The following is a 25292-nucleotide window of genomic DNA, read 5'->3' on the forward strand; positions in this document are numbered from 1 at the left end:
TTCCCTGTGTCCGCAAAAGGTCGTCGGTGTCCAACGTGGATCTGCGAAGATCCATCGCGCACAAGGCAAAGCGCTTTTCGCCTATCCCAGAGCGTCCTCGCACCGCCCACAGACACCTTCGTGCCCATGCGTGCCCACGTCGGGCAGCACTTTCCAGCAACGGGCGCATTTCGCGCCGTCTGCCTTGGCAAAGACCACCGCCACGCCGGGCACTTCGGGCAAACGGAATGCGTCTGACGGCGCGGGATCCGTTGTCACGTTGATCTGCGACGTGATGCAGATATCTGCAAAGGGCAACGCGGTCAGAGACGCCGCGAGATTCGCATCCTCGACATAGACAACCGGGGCAGCTTCGAGCGATGCGCCGATGACTTTGTCCGTGCGCTGGATTTCCAGAGCCGCCGTCACCACACGCCGCGCGCTGCGCACGCCCGTCCATTTCACGGCCAGCGCATCGTCGCGCCATGCAGTCGGCGTTTCCGGGATATCGGTCAGGTGGACCGAGCTATCATCACCCGGATAACGCTCCAGCCAGACCTCCTCCATCGTGAACACGAGGATTGGGGCCAGCCATGTTGTCAGCCGATGATAGAGCAGATCAAGCACCGTGCGCGCCGCACGCCTTTCCGGCGTATCACCGTCGCAATACAAGGCATCCTTGCGGATATCGAAGTAGTAGGCCGACAGATCCACGGTCGCGAAGGTGAACACGGATGAGAACACGCGCTGGAAGTCGAAAGCCGCGTAGCCTTCGCGCACTGTCGCATCCAGCTCCGCCAAACGGTGCAGCACCCAGCGTTCCAGTTCCGGCATGTCGTCAGGATCAGTGCGATCCGCCTCGGTGAAGTCCGACAGCGAGCCCAGCATAAACCGCATCGTATTGCGCAGGCGGCGGTAGCTGTCGGCGACCCCTTTCAGGATCTCCGGCCCGATCCGCTGGTCGGCGGTGTAATCGGTCTGCGCCACCCAAAGCCGCAGGATGTCGGCGCCGTATTGCTTGACCACTTCGTCAGGCACGATGGTGTTGCCGATGGACTTCGACATTTTGAAGCCCTTCTCGTCCAGCGTCATGCCGTGCGTCACCACGTTGCGGTAAGGCGCGTGGCCCGTCGTGCCAACCGATTGCAGCAGGGACGAATGGAACCAGCCTCGGTGCTGGTCGGTGCCTTCCATGTAGACATCGGCCACACCGTCCTCGGTGCCGTCCTTGCGATCACGCAGGACAAAGGCATGGGTGGACCCTGAGTCAAACCACACATCAAGGATATCTGTCACCTGCTCGTAGTCGTCGGGGTTCACGACACCTTCGAGGAAACGCTGCTTGGCGTCTTCGTCGTACCAGGCGTCGGCACCTTCCGCTTCGAATGCCGACGTGATGCGGCGGTTGACTTGCGGATTGCGCAGCAGGAAGTCTTCATCCGTCGGCAGCGCTCCCTTCTTGGTGAAGCAGGTGAGCGGCACACCCCAAGCGCGTTGACGCGACAGCACCCAATCCGGGCGCGCCTCCATCATGGAATGCAGGCGGTTGCGGCCCGATTGTGGCGTCCAGTTAACGTTGTCGATTTCGGTCAGCGCGCGTTCACGGATCGTGGTCCCATGCGTGTCCTGTCCGTCGCCCACAGGCTTGTCGATGGCGGCAAACCATTGCGGCGTGTTGCGGTAGATCACCGGCGCTTTCGAACGCCAGGAATGCGGATAGCTGTGCTTGATCTTCCCACGCGCCAGCAGCCCACCTACTTCGGCCAGCTTGTCGATGACGGCGGCGTTGGCGTTACCCTCTTTCCCGTTGGGTTTCAGGATCGCCTTGCCGCCAAAGAACGGCAGGTCGTCCCGGAACCGCCCATCGGGGTTCACGTTGTAGGTGATGACCTGTTCGAGCATGCCCAGTTCACGATAGAGTTCGTACTCATCCATCCCGTGGGACGGCGCGCAATGTACAAATCCGGTGCCTTCGGTATCGGTGACGAAGTCGGCGGCGCGGAAGTCGCGGATGTCGTCCCATTCGCCATTTGCATCCTCGGCGCCCTTTAATGGGTGGGTCAGGCGCACTTGGCTCATCTCGTCAGCCGTGACATCGCGCAGGCGACGATACATGCTCTCATCAAGCCGCGCGCGTCCCAGCACGTCAGCTGCAAGATTGTCGGCAAGGATGTAGCGGTCACCGATATTGGCCCAGCATTCCTCGGGGCGTCCGGTGACTTCGTACAAGCCATAAGAGATGTCGGGGCCATAAACGACCGCCTTGTTGGACGGCATGGTCCAGGGCGTCGTGGTCCAGATCACCACTTGAGCACCTTCCAGATCGCCCAACGGCGCGACATGCCCTTTGGTGTCTTCCAGTGTGACCGCGGGCAGGTCCTTTGCCGCGACCACCTTGAACTTCACCCAGATCGTGAAGCTGTCCTTGTCGTGGTACTCGACCTCTGCCTCAGCCAGCGCGGTCTGTTCCACAGGCGACCACATCACGGGTTTGGAGCCCTGATAGAGCGTGCCGTTCATCAGAAACTTCATGAACTCCTCGGCAATCACCCGTTCAGCATGGAAGTCCATGGTCAGATAGGGTTCGTCCCAGTTGCCGGTGATCCCCAGCCGCTTGAATTCCTCGCGCTGGATGTCGACCCATCCAGCCGCAAAATCGCGACATTCGGCGCGGAATTCGTTTATCGGCACCTCGTCCTTGTCGCGGCCCTTCTTGCGGTATTGTTCCTCGATCTTCCATTCGATGGGCAGACCGTGGCAGTCCCAGCCGGGGATGTAGCGCGCGTCGCGGCCCATCATCTGATGGGACCGCACGATCATATCCTTGATCGTCTTGTTCAGGGCGTGGCCAATATGCAGGTGCCCGTTCGCATAGGGCGGGCCATCGTGCAGGGTGAACGGTTCCCGTCCCTCCTTCTCCCGCAGACGGTCATAGACCCCGATCCGCGCCCACCGCTCCAACCATCCGGGCTCGCGCTTGGGCAGACCCGCGCGCATCGGAAAGTCGGTCTTGGGCAGGTTCAGGGTGTGTTTGTATTCAGGGGTGTCGGCGCACATGGGTGGCGTCCTTTGTCGGTCGTATGTCTGGCAAATGTCGGTGGTGCGGTGCGAGTGGTCTCAAGCACCTTTACCCGGCGTCTCAATGATTGGTCAGAGCGCCGGGGATATAATTCGCTGAATGATGATCTTCCGCATCATGGCGGCCTTATAAGCGCGGTCTAGGGAAGCGTCCAGTGGGCCAAGATGCCTCATTTCCTGTTAACCCCAAATGCCTAGGGTGACGCAAACGCGCGTCAAAACGGAACGGGACATGAAGATCGCAATTGCAGGGGCAGGCATCGGTGGCCTGGCTACAGCAATCCTGCTGCGTCAGCGCGGCGCCGAGGTGACTGTGTTCGACCAGTTTATTGCACCCGAGCCTGTGGGATCCGGGTTGGTCATTCAACCTGTCGGGCAAGCGGTTCTGGGAGCGTGCGGATTGCTCGACCGGGTCGTGGCGAACGGCAACCGTTTGACCCGGATGCTCGGCCATGAGGCAGACAATGGACGGCGTGTGCTGGATGTCTGGTATGACCGGCAGAAGGGCGACAATTTCGGGCTTGCCCTGCATCGCAACGCCCTGTTTTCCGCCCTGTGGGACGGAGCCGTTACCGAAGGCACCACGATGCACCTGAACGCCAAGGTAACGGGTGCAGACGGCGGATGTCTGGAGCTTGAGGGCGGGGAAAAGGCAGAGGGCTTCGACCTGATCATCGATGCGCTTGGTGCACGTTCGCCCCTGACGCCGATACGTTCGACCCAGCTGCCCTACGGCGCATTGTGGGCAAACGTGCCATGGGCGGATGGTACCGATCTGCCGATGGATCAGTTGCGCCAAACCTATCGCAAGGCCAGCAACATGGTTGGTGTGCTGCCCATTGGCACGCCACCCGATGCGACCGGACCGATGGCTGCCATCTTCTGGTCCTTACCGAGCGATGGATACGCCGCATGGCGTGCCGCGGGTCTGGATGCGTGGAAAGAACAGGCGTCCAGGCTTTGGCCAGCTTTTGCTGCCTTTGCCGATCAGATCACTGATCCCCATCAATTGACCATGGCGCGGTACGCGCATGGCACACTCAGGGTGCCTTATGGGCGTGGCGTGTTGCATATAGGGGATTCCGCGCATCGCGCCAGCCCGCAACTGGGCCAGGGTGCCAACATGGCGTTGCTGGATGCCTATGCACTGGCACAAGCCCTTGGGGCGCACGGACCAGAGGCCGCCCTGCCCGTCTACGCCAAGGCAAGGCGCTGGCACGTCCGGGTCTACCAGGCGATGAGTTGGGCCTTCACCCCGCAATACCAATCCGACAGCCGGTGGTTGCCGGTTTTGCGTGACCGGCTGTTGTTGCCGGTGTCGATGATCCCGCCAGTACCGCGCATCCTGTCCCACCTGGTTTGCGGCACGTTGCTGCCTGCGTTCTCAAAGGGTGATCCGCTGCGCTAATCCGCAGGTTCGGATTTGCCCTGTGCCCAACGATTGAGCCACGCGAGCCCGGACAGCGACAGGCCGAGAACCACAAGGGACAACACGCGGGTCAGCCCCTCCAAACCGGAAATGTCGATCAGGAACACCTTGGCCACCGCCAGACCAATCACGGTCAAACCTGCGCGACGCAAGGCCGTCGCATTGCGGGCAAGCGATTGGTAGAACAGCACGGCGCCCGTCAGCAAGATCGCAACCGTGTAGCTATAAAGTTCCGGCTGCAAAAAGCCCTGATCCAAATCCATACCCTGTGCGCCTTGCCAAAGGTGGCGCACGGTCGCAAAGGCCCAATACACGGCGACGCCGACCGCCACAGTTCCCAGCCCCCAGCGCAACACCCGATGCCGCAAGCGCCACGCGCCAAAGGCAAGAAGAAGCGCGGGAAGCAGATAGGCCGGGATCAACGTGTTCAATAAGGGTGGTCCCGCCACGTCGTCGCCCCACCCATCCAAAAGTGGTGAAAAGACGGTCAAACCAAGCGCCAATGCGCCAAAACCGATCACGCCAAACACAAGCACCAACCCACCGCGAACCAAGGCCAACACGCCGCCCAACCCTTCGATGCGCAAAAGCTGCACCAGCATCAGGCCCAACCAGATCACGGCAAACAGACCCAACGCCCAATGGGAGTCGGTGTTGTGGCCGGGCAGCACATCATCAAGGAAGCGGATGAGTAGCAATGACACCAACATCCCCGCCGTCGACCACGCCGCCGTGTCCAAGATGAGGGTTGCGGTTTTTCGGACCATCCCGCGCAACAACACCATGGCCGCGATAAAGGCAGCCAGTGACCCGGCATAGGCCAACACCATTTCCCAAAGCGGGGCGTCCAGTGCCCAGAACAGCCCCGGATCGCCGACCAAGCGCGCACCGACCGCCGCAACGCCAATGGCGATGAACACTTGCATGAGTGGCAATTTGAACTGCCGATCCAGCCAAGCAGCGACCAGCACAGTCACTGCCAGCGCAACGGTCAGCGCGGCCAGCGACAGGATCAAGACAATAGCGAAGGTGATCGAAGCCAGCGCGGACAACACAAACATGGAGGTCCGTGTGCGATCCGGTGCGTCAGCACGGGCAAAGCGCAAGGCAAAGCTGACCATCATGGCCGCCATAACAATGGCATGAAGGGCCCAGGCATATGCCCCAATTGTCTCGGCGGGCCTCCATGTCAGTTCCAGTACAACCGCAAGAACCGGCGCGACCAACGCACCTCCCATCCCCCAGGCGAGGGACAGGCCCGGGCGCATGGCTCTTTGCGCTGCAACCGCACTCAGCACCATTCCAACACCCCACAGGAGCGAGACGGCGAGCGGGAAGTCAGCCTCTGGATTTGTGTCGTAGGTGGTCAGGAACGCGGTGATGACTGGCCCCAGTTCGACCCCTTCAATCGCGATCACGGCAATGACCGCAGCAACCGGAAGCAACACCAACTCCTGCAGCGCAGGTGCAGACAACGTCCAGTAGACAATCGCGATCGCAAAGATCACGAGGATGACGGCAGCCATCCAGAATGGTTCGGCCCCCGCGCTCGCGCTCCAACCCAAAGAGCCGGATGTGACAAGCACGGCTGCAAGTGCAAGCAATGTTGGGAACTCTGGGCGGTCACCTTTCGGATCCAAAAGGAATGCTGAGACAAGGGTGCCGCCGTGATCGGGCCGGAACGACCGCGCCGGGACCAGGATCGCCAACACGGCGAGGATCGCGACATAGGCCTGAAAACCCAGCACCATGGACTCGTCACCGCTCAAAACGGTCAGCCAACCCATTGCAAAGCCAAGGCCGACACTCAGCACCGACACCCAAGCCCAGCGTCGGATCGTATCAATCCCAAGCCCGACGGCGGCAACGACACCAAAGTAAACGTACAGCCAGGGGCTCGCAGGCACCGTGCTGCCCACCAGAAGTGGGGCTGTGAACGCACCTATAACCCCGACAGCCGCCAAAAGCGGACCGTTAAGCCAGCCCAGTCCAACACCCAGAAGCCCAACCGCGGCCATACCCGCAAATGCAACCTCGACCCCGATCAGTTCATAAAGCAACCGCGCGGCGGCAATGCCGCCGAACAGGGACACAAGCCCCGCCCCGGAGAACACTGATGGAATATAGGCCGTGGCAACATCCGGGCTGTCCCCGAACCGTCGGCGGATCACCTCGCCCCCGGCGATCAACGCCCCGCCGAACGCAAGGGCCGCAAGCACGCGGGCGGTTGGCGGGAACAGGTCGTTTTCAATCCCGTATTGCACCAGAAACAGCCCCGCCAACGCCAGCGAAACCGCAGATACGGCATAAAACCAGTTGGCGATCAGCCACGATCCGAACAGTTGCAGAGGCGTCGGCCCTGCAGGTTCCACAGGTTTAGAGGCCATCTGGGCCTTCCGTTCTGCGACAACCCGCGCGGCGGCTGGTTCGGCTGATTTCGGTTCGGGCTCAGTGGTCTCGGCGGTGTCCGCGTCGGACTGGTCAGCGCCCTTCTCGGGTGTCTCCCAAGGCGATGGCCCGGTCTGTGCCGTGCCCGCTCTGGCCGGGATTGGAGCTTCGGGTGACCGACCTGCCAGCGCACTCTCAAGATCAACGATCCGGCTGCGCAGGCCGCTGACGGCGACCAAGAGATAGATAACCGCAATTGGAATCGCGAGGATTATCAACCCTCCGAGGACAAGCATCCCTTCCATATCCATCCCTCACACCCATTTTGGCATGAGGATAGACCACAGTCGTCCGACACAAAAGGCAAGGTTTTCCAGACCTTTGCAGGTCGGCCTTGCATCACCATGGAATGCTGTTGCGTCAGTCGTCCGTAATATGGGCCCAAACAGCAGACATCACCACAGATCCTTCACCCACGGCACTCGCCACCCGCTTGACAGAGCCTGCACGCACATCGCCGACCGCGAAAATGCCAGGGCGCGAAGTTTCATAACCGGTGACAGCGCCCACATCCGGTCCGGTTTTGACAAAACCTCTGTCGTCCAATTCGACCAGATCAGACAGCCAATTGGTGTTGGGCGCGGCCCCGACCATGATAAACAGCGCCTTGGTGTTCAATTGCCAGCTTTGACCACCGCGCCGGTCATGGATGGTGATGGCATCCAGCCGATCATCTCCATGCAACTCCTTGACCTCCGTGCACAGGTGGATGGTGATCCTCGGGTGGCTTTCCAAACGTTGTAACAAGTAGTCCGACATTGAGGATGACAGGGTTTCGCCACGCACCAGCACGTGCACATGTTTCGCGGTCCGCGCCAGAAACATGGCCGCCTGTCCAGCCGAGTTGCCGCCTCCGATCACCGCAACCTCTGAACCCTTGCAATAACGCGCTTCCACATCCGTTGCTGCGTAGTAGACGCCATTGCCTTCCATCTCTTCAAGCCGCTCAAGCGGCAGACGGCGGTATTGCACACCCGTCGCCACAACGAGCGACTTGGCCGACACCCAGTCGTCATTGTCCAACTTGATGTGGAACAGATGCTTTTCGCACTGCATCAGTTCGGTCGCACGGACGGGCACGGCAAAGCGTGTGCCGAACTTCATCGCCTGCACCTCGCCCCGGCCCACAAGGTCACCGCCCGAGATGCCGGTGGGAAAGCCCATGTAGTTCTCGATCCGCGACGACGTGCCTGCCTGACCGCCAATGGCAAGGTCCTCCAGCACCACCGCACACAGCCCTTCGGCCCCGGCATAGACCCCGGCCGCAACACCCGCGGGCCCACCGCCCACGATGGCCAGGTCATAGACGTCTTCCTTGCGCAGCGACATATCAAGGCCCAGTGTCGCGGCGACCCCACGGGGTGTGGGCGGATCAATCACCTGATGCTTGGCAAAAACCACCGCCGGATGGGCGCGATCGATACTGCATGTGTTGGCAAGATCGTTACCCTCGGTGCTGTCAATCTCGACCTCAACAAACGGAATGCGATTGCGCGAGGCGAAGCTGGCAATGCGTCGCACATCGCGGTTCACCTCGCCACCGATCAAGGTCAGCCCGCCTTCGGACATGTCCAGCATGCGGCGGCGCCGCGCGGCAAAGACAGTAATCACGATGTCCGACATCTCGGGAACGTCCGACATGAGTTTCAGCATCTCGTCGCGCGGAACACAGAGCAACTGCGTGTCCTGCACCGCGCGCGCGCCCATGAAGGCATGACCGCCGTTCAGAAACGCCAGTTCGCCAAAGAACTGACCGGGACCAAGCGTGGCAGTCCCGTAGCGTTTGCCACTGGACGAATTTACCGCCTCCGTTTCTCCAGACAAAAGATAGTGGAAAGTGTCGATACGCTCCCCTGCCCGTTGGAAGTATTCGCCCGCCTTGACCTCCATCACGGTTCCAACACGGCGCAGCGCATCCACATGCTCATCGGTCAGTGGTGTGCGCACCATTGTGGCAAGGTCGGGGGCAAAAGTTTCCATTGTCAGTCGGTTCCTTTGTCTCTTTGGCTCTGAAATAGACCACCAAGCGCCTGTTTCACGAGGCGGCGTGCCTTGGGCCTGTCACCAGGGAGATAGGTCAGTGGCCGGCACACTTCCATGGCGGCCACCCCGACACGGGCTGTCAAAGCGCCGTTTACCAGGCCTTCGCCAAATCGGCGGGACAATTTGCCTAAAATTGAACCACCTAAAACGGGTTCCAGCATATCATCGCCCACAGCAACGGCCCCCGTTGCAACCAGATGCGCCATCACGGCACGGGTCAGGCGCCAGCTGCCCAACACCCCCCCGCGCCCGCCGTAAATCTCGGCTATGCGCCGGATCATGCGCAGGTTGGCGGTCAGCGCCGCGATCACGTCGGCGAGTGCCAACGGAACTAGGGCTGTAACCGTGGCAACCTGACGTGCAGCAGCTTCAACTTCCCGCTCAGCAGCCTTGTCCAACGGGGCCACAAGCGTGTCTTCGGCCAATTTGAGCAAGCCGGTCGCATCCATCTGGTCGCCACGCAACTCGGCCAGACGCGCGCGTCCCCATTCCGTATCCGGCCGCGCGCGATACAGCCCATCAAGCCGGTCGACCACCACGCGGGCGGCGGCAAGATCGTTCTGTTCGGTTGCCTGCGCGGCCGCGTGGCGCAAACCGTCCAGCCGTGCAAGCCGCCGAAGTGCCGCCAGTTCCCGCAAGCAGATGATAAGTAGGGTTAGGACAAAGGCCCCCAACAGCCCGGTAAAGGCCCAACCCACAACTGGCGCGCGAGCAATCCAACCGGTCACGAACTCCCAAGCAGCGGCGCTCAGAACCGCCGTCAGCACTGCGCCCGCCAACCCCCAGAACAAACGACCAAGCCGCGAAGGTTTGCGCGCTACGACACGGGCGGCCAGTTGCATCGCCTCGCCCCGCGGAGTGGCGACGGGGATGGGGTCGGGCACAGGTGGCGCCTCTGCCACTTTCGGAACAGGCTCCTCATCGATCTCGATCAGTACCGGACCTTTGGCCATCACGTATTCCTTTTGTACCAGTCGTAGCGAATGTCGGGCAAACCTTCGTCGTTGCGTGCGCCGTCGGTGCGTTCCGTCTCGGCAAAGCCGTGCCGCAGGTAAAACCGTTGCGCGCCCCTGTTGGCCTGAAAGGTCCAGAGCGTCAGATAATCCGCGTCGGCTTGCATCCGCGCCAGTAGATCAGCACCAATGCCCTGCCCCTGTGCACTCACATCAACATAAAGCGCATGCACATCGGCCCCGTTGCGCGCCGAAAAGGCGCGGACTTGCCCACCGCCTTCAGCCACTGTGACCCAACCCTGTTCGATCATGTGCCCAGCAAAAGAAAGGTCCTCGGCCCGCGTATGAATGCGCGGCATCCAATCTGTCCCATCAATGAAGCCCGACAGGATCGCACCCACCGCGCCTGCATCCGTTGGCTGGGCCGCCCTGAGCAACACACTCACAGCCTGTCCCCGAACAGGAACTGTGCGGCGCGGTCGAGCCGGATGTGCGGCGGGCCATCGCCCGGGCGCAAAGTCAGAGGCGCCGGGGCAAACCGCATCACCTTGTAATCACCATCCAGCCAATCCTGCGCCCCATTCGCTGCCGGCGAAAGGATATGCGCCGGGTCATCCGGCAACGCACCGGGGTAGAAGGCTGCCTGTTTTCCGTTTTCGAGCAAGGTACCCCGCACAACGTCGAGAGGGCTGCCATCATGTTGCACGGTCTCTTCCGTCGTGGCACGCAGCGCAGCAAGTGCCAATGCCTGCGTGTCTGCCCCGGCAAAGCGCGCACGGTCGCGGGCGTCGCGCGTTAACGCCTCCATGATGGCCGTCAGGCGGGCGTGTTGGCTGTGATGCAAATGATCGGCCTTGGTCGCGGCAAACAGGATTTTCTCCACCCGTTTGCCCCGGAACAGTTGGCTCAGGAACGCATTTCTGCCGGGGCGGAAGGCAGCCAGGATTTCGGACATGGCGGCCCGCATGTCTTCGACAGCAGCTGGTCCATTGTGGATGGCACCAAGCGCATCCACCAGCACGACTTGGCGGTCGATGCGGGCAAAGTGATCACGGAAGAATGGGCGCACCACCTGCGACTTGTACGCCTCAAAGCGCCGCGCCATTTCACGCCGCAAGGACCGCCGGGGCGCATCCCCGGGCGGCAGCGGCGCAAAGGTCAGGACCGGAGACCCGGCCAGATCGCCAGGCAGCAAGAAGCGACCGGGCGTGCAATCGTAGTACCCTGCGGCGCGGGCCGCGTGCAGGTATTCTGTGAAGGCGGCGGCAAGTGTTTTGGCCTGCACCTCGTCCAGTTTGCCCCCGCCATCCACAGGGGCAAGAACCGCGCGAAAGTCGGCGGCGCTGTCGCGTTTTTCAAGGCGAGACAACACGGACGCGGACCATTCGTCATAGCTTTGATCCAGAAGCCCAAGATCCAGCAACCATTCGCCCGGGTAGTCGATGATATCGAGATGCACGGTCCGGGGGCCCTGCAACCCCGCCAGCAAACCGTTTGGCTTAACCCTCAGCGACACCCGCAACTCGCTGACAGCACGCGTACTATCGGGCCAGCTGGGCGGATTGCCGGTCAGCGCGCCCATGTGCGCCTCGTAATCGAAGCGCGGCACCGTGTCGTCGGGTTGCGGTTGCAGATAGGCGGCGGCGATCCGTCCTTCGCTGGCGGCCAGCAAGTGCGGCATCCGCCCCTGATCCAACAGGTTCGCAACGAGCGACGTGATGAATACCGTCTTGCCTGAGCGTGCTAGCCCGGTCACCCCCAGCCGGATGGTCGTGTCACCAAACAGGTCCGCCCCGGTATCGTAAATGCCCTGGGCTACATCTAGCACGCCATCGGCAATTGTCGTCAGAACCACGTGCGGCCCCCTTCATGTCTTGGAGCCTATGTAAGGTGTTGCATGGTCCCGCACCAGTTCAGTGTCGCCAGGGGTGTGAGTGCGGGAGCCTCCGGCGGGGATTTTTTGGAAACAGGGAAGGCAGGACCAGATGCGCGCCGTTGCGGGAGACTGTGTTTGGAGTTAGGTGGGCTTTCATGCCGCGCTATGCCCTCAAAGTCGAATATCATGGTGGTCCTTTTGCCGGGTGGCAGCGACAGGCGGATCAACCGTCTGTGCAGGGCGCGATTGAAAGCGCGCTGGCTCGGCTGGAACCCCGGGATCACACCATTGCCGCTGCCGGGCGTACCGATGCGGGCGTCCATGGGCTGGCGCAGGTCGCACATTGCGACATGGAAAGGGACTGGGATCCGTTTCGCCTGTCCGAAGCGCTGAACCACCATTTGAAACCGCACCCGGTTGCGATTGTCGCCTGCGCCCTCGTGGCGAATGATTGGCACGCACGCTTTTCTGCCGTTGAACGCCGCTACGTGTTCCGCATCCTGATGCGCCGCGCGCCTGCAACGCATCTGCGGGGACTGGTCTGGCGTGTCAACAACCGTTTGGACGCAGATGCCATGCAGGCCGGAGCGGACCACCTGGTCGGGCGGCATGACTTTACCACCTTCCGCTCGTCCATTTGTCAGGCAGACAGCCCGCTGAAAACGCTGGATCGCTTGGATGTCACCAAAGTGGACGGCGCGCATGGGCCCGAGGTTCATTTCGATGTGCGGGCGCGATCCTTTCTCCACAACCAGGTGCGCAGCTTTGTTGGCACGTTGGAGCGTGTGGGGGCCGGAGCGTGGCGTCCCGATGACGTCAAGGATGCACTTGAGGCATGTGACCGCGCCGCGTGTGGACCGGTCTGCCCGCCGGATGGACTGTATCTTGCCGGAGTCGGCTACCCGGACGATCCGTTTGCCTAGTCCAGTTCCATCAGCCCGGCACCCGCACCGCCAGATCGCGACGCATCACTGTCAGGCACATACGTCTTGGCGGCCAGAACATCCAACTGCTTCGAAAGAGATGGATCGAGGTGAAGCCGTTCCGGGCGCGTCCGTGCACTGGGTTCGGACAGCGAAAGACTGATCCGCACCTTTGGCCCCGCGATATCCAGTTCAGCCTTGCAGGGCAAAGCAGCCAGCCAGCTGACCAGCATGGCGCGGGTTCCGGCATCCTCTTCCATTGCATCGACGGGTCTGGCCGTCACTGACGCCGCTTCGACGATCGTTTCAACCCTGTGTGCCAAGGCAACGATTTTCTCGGGCTTGGACAAAGCCGCAGCGACAGCGCCCTGCGGACCTTCATCAGCGATATGGCGGGCCAGCATTGCGCCAAAAGCCAGCGCCTGGGCGGGCGGCACCCCTGCTCCGCTGGCGGCTTTGACCCCCAGCGTCTGTACTTCGGTCCATGACATGTTCATTGCTCCATCGCCGGAAGCCACCAATCATCCATCTCGGGACGTAGTTCATCCCCAAGGGGTGCGCCCTGTGCCAGCGTGATGCGGGTCCACAGGTCGGACTTTGGGTCGAACTTTGTCGCACCAAAGAAACTGAGCTTGCAACGCAGCATATCAATGGGGCGACAGGTCGCAGCAATCAGATTATCGTGGATTTCTGCGTAAGAGTAGCGGTTTAGAAGGGCGACCCGATTGATGGCATGGGCGTGATCAGGATGTTGTGCCGTGAATTCCGACACCGGCAGCGCGGCAGTTGGAAGATCGGCATAAAGCTGTGCAACACGGCGCGCGATGTCCAAAGGTGTTTCCAACTCGGCTCCGGGTTCGGCAAAACGGTCGCCCAGTCGCGGTTCCAGCTTGGCCTCGCTCACGTACCAAAACCGCCGGCATTGGTCGGCGTCCTCATAGTCATGGGCAAGCGCCCAGCCCCATTTGGCTTCGATGGCAGACTTGAGTGCTTCAGTATCCGCAAAAGGCACGATCAGAGGCCCGAACCGATCCCCCATATCTTGCGCCAGGTCATCCACATCTTCCGGGCAGACTTCGATCAATAGCGCGGCTAGAAGTTCTTGTAGCGTGTCACTTTCACCTGCCGCTGCGTTCCAAAGCGCGGCAAAGGATCGCTCTGCAGGCACCGCATCAAAATGATGGGCAAACAATGCCCAATCCTCTTCCAGCTGCCGCAGAATGCCATTGTGATCCTCGGCCGGGACAATCCAATCCACCAGATGGTGCTGCGCCCGCATCGCGAGCATTCTCAGCCGCGTGGCCTGCACATCAGTCATCGTCTCGCGCGCCAACACGCGGGCCAGAGCCGTTTCACGCGCTTGCATCCAATTGTGCAGCAGGACCGGGTGGTTCACCAGGAAAGGTGCCATGCCCAGCCCGGTCGCATTGCCGATACCGATGTGCCGCGCAAGGTTCGGATCAAGCGCTCCGCCGCCCACATGCTGCACCAGATCAAGCGTGAAGTGCCGGATCAGGTAGACGGTCAGCATTTCGGCGGCAAATGGGCCCTCAAGCCCGGGGCGATCCGCAATCAACGTGCGATCTGCAATGCCGAACTTGCCATTGCCATAAACCGCCGTCGTGCGCATTAGGTAGCCGATGTCACAAATCATCTGGGGGTCGGGTTGTTCCCCTGCCCGCAGGGCTGCAACCGTTGCGTCCCACATGCGGACAGATTTGTTGGCCCGGCTGAGTACAAGGTCACGCGGGCTAAAACGTCCCGCCTCTTGCTTTGGGGCCTGTATGGCAATGCGCGCGATGTCATCCGATGAAGCGATCCCGTCAAAGAGGACAAAGGCGGCATCCCATGCCGTTGCGATCACCCGATCACTGCGTTGGTCTGTAGGCAGGTCGTTCGAGATTGCGACCAACGAATAGGTGCTACCACCCAAATCAACGGCATAGGCGGCCTGACCATGGCCTTCATCCGACACATTCCAATGAATGCGCCGAACAGCAGCGCGTTCTGTGCACAACCGCCGGACTAGCACGCGCAAAAAGCTGAGCCTTGTGGGCATCATTTGTCCCATGCGCGCAAGGCGCATCACCGTTTCAGGTGGGCGCAACGGCTCTGTATGCGGGACATGATCTTTCATGTCTTCAATAGGGCCAAGAGTCGGCCTTGTGGCAAGTCATTTTGCGCAATTCGGCCCGTTCATGCAGGCCGCGGCATGGCTCTGGCAATCACATCGCCTGTTGCGTGTATTTCTTCAGCTCGGCCCGGGCCACCTGACGGCGGTGCACAGCATCCGGCCCATCAGCCAGACGCAACGTGCGTTGGTGCGTCCATGCAATGGCCAGCGGTGTGTCCTGACTGATCCCCTGCCCGCCGTGCATCTGCACCGCTTCGTCAATAACCTTGAGCGAGACACGCGGAGCGACCACCTTGATCTGGCTGATCCAAGGGGCAGCGGCGCGTGCATCGCCCTGATCCATCATCCACGCGGCCTTGAGGCACAGAAGCCGGGCCATTTCGATCTCCATCCGGCACTCGGCAATGATGTCGTAGTTGGCACCCAGCTGGGCCAGCGGCTTGCCGAACGCCTCCTTGGACAGCGACCGTTTGCACATCAGCTCAAGTGCTCCTTCGGCCTGACCGATGGCACGCATGCAGTGGTGGATGCGACCCGGCCCAAGGCGGCCTTGTGCAATCTCGAACCCCCGCCCTTCACCGAGAAGGATGTTTTCGGCAGGCACGCGCACATTCGTGAACCTGATATGCATATGCCCGTGCGGTGCATCGTCATGGCCGTAAACCATCATGGGGCGCAGCACCTTGATCCCTTCTGTCCCCGCGGGGACAACGATCATGGATTGGCGCTTGTGCTTGGGCAGGTCGTCACCGCCTGTTTTCACCATGACGATATAAACCTTGCAGCGTGGGTCTCCGGCACCGGAAGCCCAGTACTTCTCACCATTCAGAACATAGTCCTCACCATCCCGCACACAGGACATCGAGATGTTGGTGGCATCGGACGACGCCACGTCGGGTTCCGTCATCAGATAGGCGGACCGGATTTTCCCTTCAAGCAAGGGCGCCAGCCAGTCGGACTTCATCTTGTCGGTTCCGTAGCGCTCGAACACCTCCATGTTGCCTGTGTCGGGGGCCGAGCAGTTGAACACCTCGGCGCCGAGCGGTGTCTTGCCCATCTCCTCGGCGAAATGAGCGTACTCCACGGTCGAAAGCCCAAACCCCTTGTCGCTGTCGGTCAGCCAAAAATTCCAAAGCCCTGCGGCCTTGGCCTTGGCTTTCAACCCTTCCAGGATGTCAGTCTGCCGGTCGGTGTATTGCCACCGGTCGCCCTTGGCGACTTCGGCGGCGTATTCCTCTTCGAGCGGCATGATCTCATCCCGGATCATGGCGGCCACCCTGTCCAGGAGGTCACGGTTCTCGGGGCGTAGCGTGAATGACATATCCATGATGATCTCCTCCTGATTTCAGGTAGGGTGGCGGATCAACCGGACCGTGTCCACCGGGTCATGGAAGTGACGCTAGGGCAATTGATCACGCTGCACGCAATCCAAGGATGTCGCGGGCCTGTGCTGGGGTCGCGACGGGGCGGTCATGCTTGGCGCAAACATCAACCAACCGGTCGACCAACGCCGCATTCGAGGGCGCGAGGGTCTGCTTGTCGAGACGCACATTGTCCTCAAGTCCGGTGCGCGCATGTCCACCCGCGGCAACGGCCCATTCATTCAGCACGATCTGGTTCGCCCCGATCCCCGCCGCGCACCATGGCGCGTCTGGAAACAGGCGCTGAACGGTTTGCACATAGAAATCAAAGACATGCCGATCTGCAGGCATCGCATTCTTAACCCCCATCACGAACTGGACATAAGGCGTATCCTTGATCTGACCCTTGGCATGCATCTCCGCCGCCTTGAGAATATGGCTCAAATCAAACGCCTCGATCTCGGGCTTTACATCATAGGTGATCATTTCGGTCGCCAACCAATCAACAAGATCTGGCGGGTTCTCGTAAACCCGCGTCGGAAAGTTGTTCGAGCCCACCGACAGCGATGCCATGTCCGGGCGCAGCGGCAGCATTCCGCCACGCGCCTGTCCCGCACCAGACCGCCCTCCGGTCGACAACTGTACGATCATACCGGGACAGTGCTTTTCCACGCCCTCTTTCAAAAGCGCGAACTTGTCGGGATCGGATGTTGTGGAGCCATCGTCATTCCGCACATGCGCGTGACAGATGCTCGCCCCCGCCTCGAACGCGGCATGGGTGCTTTCAACCTGTTCCGGCACTGTGATCGGCACCGCCGGGTTGTCCGATTTTTGGGGGACCGAGCCCGTGATAGCGACACAGATAATGCAGGGGTCGGACATGGGGCGCCTCGTTCTGGATGCTTCGTAACATCGTCCCTGAAACCCGGCGAAACGTCCAGTGCGCCCGCGCACGGAAACTGTGTGCTCAGTGTGGCCCATTCTGGCGCAAGCAGCACTCTTGATACGGCAAACGCCTGATTATTCGACAGGATTTCACATGAAACCCACCAATTGCGTCGTTTTTGTTGCGACATTGCGTGGAATATGCAGGCTAAAGGTCATGTCCGGAAGACCCGCGTATTTCGACGAGATGTTTGGCCACGGCACAGCCGCACGTGCCCCCTATGCCGATTACTCCAAATGGTTCGCGGACGAAGACACCGCCCGCCTACTCTCCAAGTCAGAGGAAGCCGAAGCGCTGTTCCGATTGATCGGCGTGACCTTCAACGTCTACGGCGATCCAGACGCCACCGAACGGTTGATCCCTTTCGATCTGGTGCCGCGCATCATCGCCGCCCGCGAATGGGCCAAGGTGGCCAAGGGCATCGAACAACGCGTGCGCGCGCTCAACGCCTTTCTGCACGACATCTACCACCGACAAGAGATCTTGCGCGCAGGCCGCCTGCCTGCCGAAATGATCGCGCGCAACGATGCTTTCCTGCCTGAGATGATCGGCGTCTCGCCCCCCGGCGACATCTATACCCATATCGTCGGCACCGATCTGGTGCGCACCGGGGATGACGAGTTCTTTGTTTTGGAAGACAACGCGCGCACCCCTTCGGGTGTAAGCTACATGCTCGAAAACCGCGAGACGATGCTGCACATGTTCCCGGAGCTGTTCAGCAAGATCAAAGTGCAATCTGTCGGCCAGTACCCACGATCATTGCGCAAATCGCTTTCAGCCTGCGCACCGGATGCCTGCAATGGTCGCCCGACCATTGCCGTCCTGACACCGGGCATCCACAACTCGGCCTATTACGAGCACGCGTTCCTTGCCGATCAAATGAGCGCCGAACTGGTTGAAGGGCATGATTTGCGCGTCGTGGACGGGCGTGTGGCGATGCGGACCACACGGGGCTACAAACCTATCGATGTACTTTATCGCAGGGTGGATGATGAATATCTCGATCCGATGAACTTCAACCCGGACAGCGTTTTGGGTGTACCCGGCATCATGGACGTCTATCGCGCCGGTGGGATCACGATTGCCAACGCACCCGGCACGGGGATCGCGGACGACAAGGCGATCTACAGCTACATGCCGGACATCGTCGAATTCTACACCGGCGAAAAGGCAATCCTGCAAAACGTGCCGACGCATCGCTGTTCGGAACCGCAGGCCCTGAAATACGTGCTCGACAACCTTGCCGATCTGGTGGTGAAAGAAGTGCACGGCTCGGGCGGTTACGGGATGCTTGTCGGCCCTGCAGCATCGAAGAAAGAGATCGAGGACTTCCGCGCCAAGCTGGAAGCCACGCCCGGTAACTACATCGCCCAACCGACTTTGGCCCTCTCCACAGTGCCGATCCTGACTGATGCGGGCCTTGCGCCGCGCCACGTGGATTTGCGCCCCTTTGTCCTTGTCTCGCCTGACCGGATCGACATCACGCCCGGTGGGCTGACACGTGTGGCCCTGACCGAAGGGTCGCTGGTCGTGAACTCGTCGCAGGGTGGCGGGACCAAGGACACCTGGGTGCTGGAGGAGTAGCGCGATGCTGGGCAAGACCGCAGGCGGGCTCTTCTGGATGTTCCGCTATCTCGAACGGGCCGAGAACACCGCACGTATGATCGACGCGGGGCTGCGCATTTCGCTGACGCGATCGAGCGCTGCAGAAAGCGAATGGACGTCAATCCTGTCCTCAACCGGCCTGAGCGCAGCATATTCCGAGATACACGGCGCGCCCGATGGCCCAAAGGTGATCGACTTCCTGCTGCGCGACCCGAACAACCCCGGCTCGATCATGGCGGGGATCGAAGCCGCGCGCATGAATGCCCGGGTTGTGCGCACGGCGCTCACCCGCGAAGTGTGGGAGGCGGTGAACGAGTGTTACATGGTGCTGAAGCGACTGTTGGCTCAGCAAGTCCAAGACCGCGATCTGCCGCGGGTGCTGCAAGTGATCCGTCAACGCAGCGCTTTTGTGCGCGGGGCGCTGCACGGCACGATGGTGCGCAACCACATCTACAACTTTGCCCGGATCGGCACCTTTTTCGAACGGGCTGACAACACGGCGCGCATCCTTGATCAGAAATACTATATCTTGCTGCCCTCGGTCCGGCTGGTGGGCAGCCCATCCGACAACGTGCAGTGGGACACGATCCTACGCGCCACATCAACGACACGGGCCTACCAAACCCTGCACGACGGAGAGGTAGACCCCAAAGCGATCGCAAAGTTCCTGATCCTTGACGGTCGTCTGCCGCGCAGCCTCGCCTTTTGCTATGGCAAGATCGGCGACAACCTCGGCTACCTCGAGCAGGAATACGCGACCCGGCACACCTGCCAATCCCTCGCCGACGCGCTTTGTTCGAAATTCAAGGCGCACGACATGAACGCCATCTTTGACTATGGTCTGCACGAATTCATCTCGGATTTCCTGCGGGACAGCGCGGCCCTGGGTCGCCAGATCGAAATTGACTACCGATTTATTGAATGACCCCATGCGCCTGAACGTTCTTCACAAAACCCACTACACCTACGACGCGCCTGTTCCATACGGGCTGCAGCAGGTCCGCCTGCGTCCCAAGTCCCGCCTTGGTCAATTGGTCGAAGAATGGCGTATCGATGTGACCGGGGGGCAGGTAGAGGTGTCGTTCGAAGACGAGCACGCAAATGCAGTTGATCTGGTCAGCTTCGCGTCGGGCCAGACCGAGATTGAGATCACTTGTGCCGGCATTGTCGACGTCGAAGACAAGGCGGGTATTGTAGGACCGCAAGGCGGATATGTTCCCTTGTGGCTGTTCCGGCGCAGTACGGTGCTGACCAAACCGGGTGAGCACGTGCAGGCGTTGGCAGACAGCGCGCCCGCAAACTGCAGCGATCTGGATCGGCTGCACGCCCTGTCCGCCCATGTTCTTGAACAGGTGCCTTACTCAACTGATCAGACGGCCTCTGACCTCACGGCAGAGGCCGTGATGGAGGCAGGTCATGGTGTATGCCAAGACCACGCCCATGTGTTCATCACAGCGGCCCGCGTGCTCGGGTTTCCTGCCCGCTATGTGTCGGGATACCTGATGATGGATGATCGGGTTGATCAGGACGCCAGCCATGCCTGGGCAGAAGCCCATGTCGAAGGCTTGGGCTGGGTGGGGTTCGACATTTCCAACGGTATCTCGCCCGACGCGCGTTACGTACGAGTTGCCACAGGCCTCGACTATCGCGGGGCCGCCCCGATCTCCGGTTTACGTTATGGTAACGCTAGGGAAGATATGTCTGTGACCTTGCAGGTACAGCAGCAATAGCGCAGATTTGCCGCGACTCGGGGCGGGGACACACAAGATATGACCTATTGCGTAGGGATGCGGTTGGATGCCGGACTGATCTTTATGTCCGACACACGCACCAATGCGGGCGTCGACAACATCTCGACCGTGAAGAAGATGCACACTTGGGAAGTGCCAGGTGAGCGCGTCATCGTGATCATGACAGCCGGAAACCTTGCGACCACACAATCCGTCATCTCGCTTCTGGATGAGCGTTCAAAGGCCCCGGAAGATCGCAGCCCGTCGATCCTTGAAGCGCCGTCTATGTTTCAAGTCGCGAGAGAGGTTGGGCGGACGCTGAAAGAGGTGATCCAATCCAACGCAACAACGGGCATGGAAGCCGATGGCGCGTTTGGCGCAACCATGATCATCGGTGGGCAAATCAAGGGATCGCCGCCCCGCCTCTTCCTTGTCTATCCCGAAGGGAACTTCATCGAAGCTTCGGATGACACGCCGTTTTTCCAGATTGGCGAAGCGAAGTACGGCAAACCCATCATCGTCCGTGCCCATGATCCGGCCATGCGTTTTGAGGATGCGGTAAAGCTGCTCATGGTCAGCTTTGACTCTACCATCAAGTCGAACCTGTCAGTGGGCCTGCCACTTGATTACTTAACCTATGATCGCGACAGCCTGTCTATCACCCATGCCGAGCGGATCAAAGCGGATGACCCCTATTTCCAGACGGTTTCGAATGGATGGGGGCAAGCGCTGAAGGTCGCCTTTGATCAATTGCCTGAATTTGCCTTCAAGTGATCCCGCAGGCGCTGCGCGACGACATATTTTAGGGGGCTCCGCCCCGCCCTGCGGGCTCCCACGTGGTATTTTCAGTCAGAAGAAACTTCTAGTGCATGTCCGGCGGCAAGTAGTTGCGGATCGAGCTGGTTTTGCGGCTGTGGTTTTGGTCGATCTCTCGAAGTTCAAGTGACAGCATGAAAGGCTGATGCGCCATGTAATCTGCGGTGAAGGCCTTTGCCGCCTCAAAGACCGCATCCGTTGCCAGCGTTTTCTGGTCCTCGGTCCGCCCTGCAGCCAACCGGATCACAATGTCGATGAAACTGTGATTTGGATCACCATCTGCGACGACGCTGTGTTGTGCAGCATGTGCGCGCACCCGAATGCCCGCCGCGGGAAACACACCTGTCGCCGCCGCTGCATCCTTTAGCGCAAGGCAAAGGCCGTGCATGTCCAGTTGATCATCAAGATTGGCGGAATAGTCGATCACGATATGAGGCATGTGCGAACTCTGTGCCCCCGCCCTATCGTGCGCAAGCCAAAAGCGCGTCGATGTCGAGATGGGTTTCGAGATGGTCCGCCAATGCATCGAGCGTGACCTCCACGGTATCAGCGTAGGATGCGTTGCCGTGGTTCAGTCCGAACCTCGCAAGCCAAGCCCGCCGAAAGCCATCGTCGCGAAACATACCGTGCAGATAGCTGCCCGCAATCCGTCCATCCGCACTGATCGCACCTTCGTTCTGACCAGCAACCTGCGCAAAGGGACGCGCGCGGTCAGGTCCTTCGCTGCGTCCGATGTGAATTTCGTATCCTTTAAAAGCTTGCCCTGTTGGCACATGGACCGCCTCGATGGTGGTCAAACGCTTGTCATCGGTCATCATGGTCTGGACATCCAGCAATCCGATCCCATCCGTGGCGCCGGCCGGCCCTTCAATGCCTTCGGGGTCATCTACCACGCGACCCAGCATCTGGAACCCGCCACAGATCCCTAAGACAGCCCCACCGCGCCGCGCGTGGGCACGGATATCCTCGTCCCAGCCCTGGTCCCGCAGAAATTGTAGATCGCCCCGCGTCGATTTGCTGCCCGGGATGATCACCACATCCGTGTCCGCAGGCAACGGTTGGCCCGCATGCAGCATGGTCAACCGCACCCCCGGCTCCTGTGCCAACGGGTCAAGATCATCGAAATTCGCGATACGGGACAGCTTGAGGCACACGATGTGCAAGCCATCCGGGCGGCGCGGTGTCGCGATATCCAGCGCATCCTCTGCTGGCAGTTTCCAGGCATCCGAAAACCAAGGCACCACGCCAAAGCCACGCCACCCTGTGTGTTTTTCAATCAGGGCGTAACCATCGTCAAACAGGCGCGGATCACCACGAAAGCGATTGATCAGAAAGCCCTGGATCAGTGCGGCGTCTTCCGGATCAATCACAGACTGCGTTCCCACAACCTGCGCAATCACCCCGCCACGGTCGATGTCACCGGCCAGGATCACCGGGCAGTCGGCGGCGCGGGCAAAGCCCATATTGGCGATGTCGCCCCGGCGCAGGTTCACCTCGGCCGGGCTGCCTGCCCCTTCGACGAGCACTAGATCGTGTTCCTGCTTCAACCGACCAAAGCTGTCTAGAACATGCTCCATAAGCTGCGGCTTCAACGCCGCGTATTCGCGGGCCTGTACGGTGGTCACGCGCTTGCCCTGCACCACGACCTGGCTGCCCACATCCGTCTCAGGCTTCAGAAGCACCGGGTTCATGTCGGTATGCGGTTCCAACCCGCAAGCCATGGCCTGCAGCGCCTGGGCGCGGCCAATCTCGCCCCCGTTGGTCGTCACGGCGGCATTGTTCGACATGTTTTGCGGCTTGAAAGGGGCGACGGACAGGCCTCGGCGCTTTGCCGCGCGGCACATACCCGACACCAGCATCGACTTGCCGACATTCGAGCCCGTGCCTTGAAACATGAGGGCTTTCGCCATGATACCTCCATCCTGACATCGCAGAAATGCCAGATTCGTCGCGCAAGCTGATGCGACGATCACTTACATGACACCACACAAACGAAACGGAAAGATCATGTTGGATTTCACAAACACACCCGAACGCCGCAAGCGCGCGGCCAAGGCGCGGGCGCGCAAAACAATGATCCTGATGGGGCTGGCAATCGCTGTGCCAGCAGCAGCTTGGGCAATTGATCTACAAAGCCTGCGATTGCTGACAAGCGGCTGAGGGTTTCAGCCATCTCTTCATGTTCGGCGCGCACTTGCGAAGAGCAGCAGCGCAGCAATGCAGAGTGCGATTTCGACCGCAAAGGTCCAATGCAGTAGGAATGACAACACCCAATGCGCTTGGGTGGCAGGCACAATGACAAGCGGCGTGGCTTCATCCAAAACTGGCCAAGCCCATGCGACTTTGCCAGCGATGCTATCAAGAGCAAGATGTAGCAGCGCACCCAATCCAAGGCCTACAACAACGCTTCGCCGGATAGTGACACCGATCAGAAGCACAACCGCCCAGACCAATGGTCTATGTGTCAGATAGTCGTGGTGATGTGTCTGCTGACCATCGACGAGGAAAAACCACAGGATATCCACGTCCGGAATCACGCTACCAACGATAACCCCCGAAAAAACGGTGGTCGCACCCAAGGCAGCAAATGCCCGCGCAGCGAGATAGCCAGCGGCCAAATGGCCAACGATCACATTAAAACTCCACGCCCTTCTGCGCCTTCACGCCCAGATCTTTGAATGGGTGCTTCACCAACGTCATCTCGGTCACGAGGTCCGCAGCCTCTATCAGTTCGGGCTTCGCGTTCCGGCCTGTCAGCACCACATGCGTCATCTCGGGCTTTTCTGTCATCAGGAAGTCCACAACCTCGTCGATGTCCAGATAGTCGTAGCGCAACGCGATATTGATCTCGTCCAACAGAACAAACTGGACTTCGGGGTCCAGGATCTGCTCCTTGGCAATCTTCCAGCCGTTCTCAGCCGCCGCGATGTCCCGCTCGCGGTCCTGGGTTTCCCAAGTGAACCCCTCGCCAGAAACAAAGAAGCGGCACTCATCCGCGAACCGATCCCGCAGGAACGTCTTTTCCCCCGTATCCCAATTGCCCTTGATGAATTGAACCACCGCACACGGCATGCAGTGTGAAATACAGCGCATGATCATCCCGAAGCCAGACGAGGATTTGCCCTTGCCCGGCCCGGTGTGGACCATGATCAGGCCCTTTTCCTCGGTCTTGGTCTCCATCATCTTGTCGCGGGTCGCCTTGATCTTTTTCATCTTGGCGTTGTGGCGTTCGGTGATGTCGTCCATGGCGTCCTCCGGTATCTGTCGGGCAAGTGGTGCCACTATTTGCGCGGCGCTGCCAGAGGCGTTTATTGCAATCACCCCACGCGGTCCAGAAACGGCGCAAGACCATCGCGCGTGTCATCGACGAAATGGTAGGCCTGCCAGCCCCGCGCCTTTGCAGCCTCGACGTTCCTTTTTGAATCATCCACCAGCACATGTGCCGAAGCAGATACGCCGGTCCAATCCTCGATCAGCGCGAAATAGGCGTCCTCGGGCTTCGCACACCCCATGCGGCCAGACGCAAAGACCCGCTCGACCCGTTTCGCAAATCCCATCTCTGTTTCGATATACGCCGCCCGGCGCGCTTCGTTGTTCGTGCCAATCACGTGGCGGAATGATGAATGGTCCAAGTGTTTCAAGACTGCCGGGTCGAGACGTGCATCTTTGGTAAACCAATACGCCAGAAAGGCATCTACATCGATCTCTTGCTCTAACTGGGCGATCCACCCAGATACGGCATCGCGCAGGTCCCGCTCACCGCGGATGATGGCCGAATATGCTCGGGTCGGAACAGATGCTCTTGCAAGCTTTCCACCGGAACGCCCCAATCGTCAGAGAGCGCGTCTGCCCAGACAAAACGACCATCCACGATGTTGCCGTTCAGAACACCGTCGAAATCCCAAACAATAAAGCGATCCGCCATGACAAACTCCGAAACCTCGAATTTGGCCAACCGTAACGCGACGCCC

23 protein-coding genes are annotated in these 25292 nt (G+C 60.4%); 7 read left to right on the top strand and 16 right to left on the bottom strand.

Annotated elements, in window-relative coordinates:
* Positions 1-81 precede the first annotated feature (81 nt).
* Positions 82-3036, bottom strand: coding sequence for an isoleucine--tRNA ligase (gene ileS, locus ACZ1HN_RS17910; RefSeq protein WP_472728467.1), 2955 nt, complete (start codon positions 3034-3036; stop codon positions 82-84).
* Between the two features lie 253 nt (positions 3037-3289).
* Between ileS and ACZ1HN_RS17915 the strand changes: the two genes are divergently transcribed.
* On the top strand, positions 3290-4465 hold the full coding sequence (locus tag ACZ1HN_RS17915) for an FAD-dependent oxidoreductase (RefSeq protein WP_472728468.1): 1176 nt from the start codon (positions 3290-3292) through the stop codon (positions 4463-4465).
* Here ACZ1HN_RS17915 and ACZ1HN_RS17920 read toward each other — a convergent pair.
* From ACZ1HN_RS17920 to ACZ1HN_RS17940, 5 genes are all read right to left on the bottom strand, one after another.
* Complete coding sequence (locus ACZ1HN_RS17920) at positions 4462-7170, bottom strand: DUF2339 domain-containing protein (RefSeq protein WP_472728469.1); 2709 nt, start codon at positions 7168-7170, stop codon at positions 4462-4464. The two genes, ACZ1HN_RS17915 and ACZ1HN_RS17920, sit on opposite strands and share 4 nt — an antisense overlap.
* A 124-nt stretch (positions 7171-7294) precedes the next feature.
* Positions 7295-8914: an FAD-dependent oxidoreductase gene (locus tag ACZ1HN_RS17925; protein ID WP_472728470.1), complete on the bottom strand. Its 1620-nt coding sequence runs from the start codon at positions 8912-8914 to the stop codon at positions 7295-7297.
* Between the two features lie 2 nt (positions 8915-8916).
* Positions 8917-9930, bottom strand: a complete 1014-nt coding sequence (locus ACZ1HN_RS17930; RefSeq protein ID WP_472728471.1) for a YcjF family protein — start codon at positions 9928-9930, stop codon at positions 8917-8919.
* Positions 9930-10376 carry a GNAT family N-acetyltransferase gene (locus ACZ1HN_RS17935; protein ID WP_472728472.1) on the bottom strand — a complete coding sequence of 149 codons (447 nt, stop codon included), beginning with the start codon at positions 10374-10376 and terminating at the stop codon, positions 9930-9932. The genes ACZ1HN_RS17930 and ACZ1HN_RS17935 overlap by 1 nt, the downstream gene beginning before the upstream one ends.
* Positions 10373-11785 (bottom strand): YcjX family GTP-binding protein, encoded by a 1413-nt coding sequence (locus ACZ1HN_RS17940; RefSeq protein ID WP_472728473.1) that lies wholly within the window; start codon positions 11783-11785, stop codon positions 10373-10375. Before ACZ1HN_RS17940 ends, ACZ1HN_RS17935 begins: the two co-directional genes overlap by 4 nt.
* Positions 11786-11961: 176 nt before the next feature.
* Here ACZ1HN_RS17940 and truA point away from each other — a divergent pair, with 176 nt between their 5' ends.
* On the top strand, positions 11962-12729 hold the full coding sequence (truA, locus tag ACZ1HN_RS17945) for a tRNA pseudouridine(38-40) synthase TruA (protein WP_472728474.1): 768 nt from the start codon (positions 11962-11964) through the stop codon (positions 12727-12729).
* On the opposite strand, the gene ACZ1HN_RS17950 is transcribed toward truA, so the two are convergent.
* The 4 genes from ACZ1HN_RS17950 to ACZ1HN_RS17965 form a co-directional block, all read right to left on the bottom strand.
* On the bottom strand, positions 12726-13220 hold the full coding sequence (locus tag ACZ1HN_RS17950) for a hypothetical protein (protein ID WP_299207500.1): 495 nt from the start codon (positions 13218-13220) through the stop codon (positions 12726-12728). The two genes, truA and ACZ1HN_RS17950, sit on opposite strands and share 4 nt — an antisense overlap.
* Positions 13221-13222: 2 nt before the next feature.
* Entirely contained in the window at positions 13223-14866 is a 1644-nt protein-coding gene (locus ACZ1HN_RS17955) for a hypothetical protein (RefSeq protein ID WP_472728475.1), read from the bottom strand.
* Positions 14867-14954: 88 nt separating this feature from the next.
* A complete protein-coding gene (locus tag ACZ1HN_RS17960; RefSeq protein ID WP_472728476.1) occupies positions 14955-16190 on the bottom strand; it encodes an acyl-CoA dehydrogenase family protein in 1236 nt (411 codons plus the stop codon).
* Between the two features lie 85 nt (positions 16191-16275).
* On the bottom strand, positions 16276-17106 hold the full coding sequence (locus ACZ1HN_RS17965; RefSeq protein WP_472728477.1) for a 3-oxoadipate:acetyl-CoA acetyltransferase: 831 nt from the start codon (positions 17104-17106) through the stop codon (positions 16276-16278).
* A gap of 220 nt (positions 17107-17326) precedes the next feature.
* Here ACZ1HN_RS17965 and ACZ1HN_RS17970 point away from each other — a divergent pair, with 220 nt between their 5' ends.
* From ACZ1HN_RS17970 to ACZ1HN_RS17985, 4 genes are read left to right on the top strand one after another with little or no spacing between them, the layout of a single operon-like run.
* Complete coding sequence (locus ACZ1HN_RS17970) at positions 17327-18754, top strand: circularly permuted type 2 ATP-grasp protein (RefSeq protein ID WP_472728478.1); 1428 nt, start codon at positions 17327-17329, stop codon at positions 18752-18754.
* A 4-nt stretch (positions 18755-18758) separates the two neighbouring features.
* Complete coding sequence (locus tag ACZ1HN_RS17975; RefSeq protein WP_472728479.1) at positions 18759-19700, top strand: alpha-E domain-containing protein; 942 nt, start codon at positions 18759-18761, stop codon at positions 19698-19700.
* A 4-nt stretch (positions 19701-19704) separates the two neighbouring features.
* Positions 19705-20505 carry a transglutaminase family protein gene (locus ACZ1HN_RS17980; RefSeq protein WP_472728480.1) on the top strand — a complete coding sequence of 267 codons (801 nt, stop codon included), beginning with the start codon at positions 19705-19707 and terminating at the stop codon, positions 20503-20505.
* A 39-nt stretch (positions 20506-20544) separates the two neighbouring features.
* Entirely contained in the window at positions 20545-21279 is a 735-nt protein-coding gene (locus tag ACZ1HN_RS17985; RefSeq protein WP_299769196.1) for a proteasome-type protease, read from the top strand.
* Between the two features lie 88 nt (positions 21280-21367).
* Here the strand turns inward: ACZ1HN_RS17985 and ACZ1HN_RS17990 are convergent, their stop codons facing one another.
* Together ACZ1HN_RS17990 and ACZ1HN_RS17995 are read right to left on the bottom strand one after the other, a co-directional pair.
* Complete coding sequence (locus ACZ1HN_RS17990) at positions 21368-21760, bottom strand: 5-carboxymethyl-2-hydroxymuconate isomerase (protein WP_299742771.1); 393 nt, start codon at positions 21758-21760, stop codon at positions 21368-21370.
* 22 nt (positions 21761-21782) lie between these two features.
* A complete protein-coding gene (locus ACZ1HN_RS17995) occupies positions 21783-23231 on the bottom strand; it encodes a cobyric acid synthase (RefSeq protein WP_472728481.1) in 1449 nt (482 codons plus the stop codon).
* A gap of 97 nt (positions 23232-23328) precedes the next feature.
* Between ACZ1HN_RS17995 and ACZ1HN_RS18000 the strand changes: the two genes are divergently transcribed.
* A complete protein-coding gene (locus ACZ1HN_RS18000; RefSeq protein WP_472728482.1) occupies positions 23329-23481 on the top strand; it encodes a hypothetical protein in 153 nt (50 codons plus the stop codon).
* A 17-nt stretch (positions 23482-23498) separates the two neighbouring features.
* On the opposite strand, the gene ACZ1HN_RS18005 is transcribed toward ACZ1HN_RS18000, so the two are convergent.
* The 4 genes from ACZ1HN_RS18005 to ACZ1HN_RS18020 form a co-directional block, all read right to left on the bottom strand.
* Entirely contained in the window at positions 23499-23954 is a 456-nt protein-coding gene (locus ACZ1HN_RS18005) for a metal-dependent hydrolase (protein WP_472728483.1), read from the bottom strand.
* A 1-nt stretch (position 23955) separates the two neighbouring features.
* Complete coding sequence (gene cobO, locus ACZ1HN_RS18010; protein WP_472729347.1) at positions 23956-24567, bottom strand: cob(I)yrinic acid a,c-diamide adenosyltransferase; 612 nt, start codon at positions 24565-24567, stop codon at positions 23956-23958.
* Between the two features lie 71 nt (positions 24568-24638).
* A complete protein-coding gene (locus ACZ1HN_RS18015) occupies positions 24639-25091 on the bottom strand; it encodes an HAD family hydrolase (protein WP_472729348.1) in 453 nt (150 codons plus the stop codon).
* Complete coding sequence (locus ACZ1HN_RS18020; RefSeq protein ID WP_472729386.1) at positions 25034-25246, bottom strand: hypothetical protein; 213 nt, start codon at positions 25244-25246, stop codon at positions 25034-25036. Before ACZ1HN_RS18020 ends, ACZ1HN_RS18015 begins: the two co-directional genes overlap by 58 nt.
* Between the last annotated feature and the right edge of the window lie 46 nt (positions 25247-25292).

This window comes from Tateyamaria sp. GN1-10 (genome assembly GCF_055693845.1).

Excerpts from the sequence above, each read along its gene's own strand:
- ileS (WP_472728467.1), bottom strand. The coding sequence starts at position 3,036 with ATGTGCGCCGACACCCCTGAATACAAACACACCCTGAACCTGCCCAAG.
- ACZ1HN_RS17915 (WP_472728468.1), top strand. The coding sequence starts at position 3,290 with ATGAAGATCGCAATTGCAGGGGCAGGCATCGGTGGCCTGGCTACAGCA.
- ACZ1HN_RS17920 (WP_472728469.1), bottom strand. The coding sequence starts at position 7,170 with ATGCTTGTCCTCGGAGGGTTGATAATCCTCGCGATTCCAATTGCGGTT.
- ACZ1HN_RS17925 (WP_472728470.1), bottom strand. The coding sequence starts at position 8,914 with ATGGAAACTTTTGCCCCCGACCTTGCCACAATGGTGCGCACACCACTG.
- ACZ1HN_RS17930 (WP_472728471.1), bottom strand. The coding sequence starts at position 9,930 with ATGGCCAAAGGTCCGGTACTGATCGAGATCGATGAGGAGCCTGTTCCG.
- truA (WP_472728474.1), top strand. The coding sequence starts at position 11,962 with ATGCCGCGCTATGCCCTCAAAGTCGAATATCATGGTGGTCCTTTTGCC.
- ACZ1HN_RS17950 (WP_299207500.1), bottom strand. The coding sequence starts at position 13,220 with ATGTCATGGACCGAAGTACAGACGCTGGGGGTCAAAGCCGCCAGCGGA.
- ACZ1HN_RS17955 (WP_472728475.1), bottom strand. The coding sequence starts at position 14,866 with ATGAAAGATCATGTCCCGCATACAGAGCCGTTGCGCCCACCTGAAACG.
- ACZ1HN_RS17960 (WP_472728476.1), bottom strand. The coding sequence starts at position 16,190 with ATGGATATGTCATTCACGCTACGCCCCGAGAACCGTGACCTCCTGGAC.
- ACZ1HN_RS17965 (WP_472728477.1), bottom strand. The coding sequence starts at position 17,106 with ATGTCCGACCCCTGCATTATCTGTGTCGCTATCACGGGCTCGGTCCCC.
- ACZ1HN_RS17970 (WP_472728478.1), top strand. The coding sequence starts at position 17,327 with ATGTCCGGAAGACCCGCGTATTTCGACGAGATGTTTGGCCACGGCACA.
- ACZ1HN_RS17975 (WP_472728479.1), top strand. The coding sequence starts at position 18,759 with ATGCTGGGCAAGACCGCAGGCGGGCTCTTCTGGATGTTCCGCTATCTC.
- ACZ1HN_RS17980 (WP_472728480.1), top strand. The coding sequence starts at position 19,705 with ATGCGCCTGAACGTTCTTCACAAAACCCACTACACCTACGACGCGCCT.
- ACZ1HN_RS17985 (WP_299769196.1), top strand. The coding sequence starts at position 20,545 with ATGACCTATTGCGTAGGGATGCGGTTGGATGCCGGACTGATCTTTATG.
- ACZ1HN_RS17990 (WP_299742771.1), bottom strand. The coding sequence starts at position 21,760 with ATGCCTCATATCGTGATCGACTATTCCGCCAATCTTGATGATCAACTG.
- ACZ1HN_RS17995 (WP_472728481.1), bottom strand. The coding sequence starts at position 23,231 with ATGGCGAAAGCCCTCATGTTTCAAGGCACGGGCTCGAATGTCGGCAAG.
- ACZ1HN_RS18000 (WP_472728482.1), top strand. The coding sequence starts at position 23,329 with ATGTTGGATTTCACAAACACACCCGAACGCCGCAAGCGCGCGGCCAAG.
- cobO (WP_472729347.1), bottom strand. The coding sequence starts at position 24,567 with ATGGACGACATCACCGAACGCCACAACGCCAAGATGAAAAAGATCAAG.
- ACZ1HN_RS18020 (WP_472729386.1), bottom strand. The coding sequence starts at position 25,246 with ATGGCGGATCGCTTTATTGTTTGGGATTTCGACGGTGTTCTGAACGGC.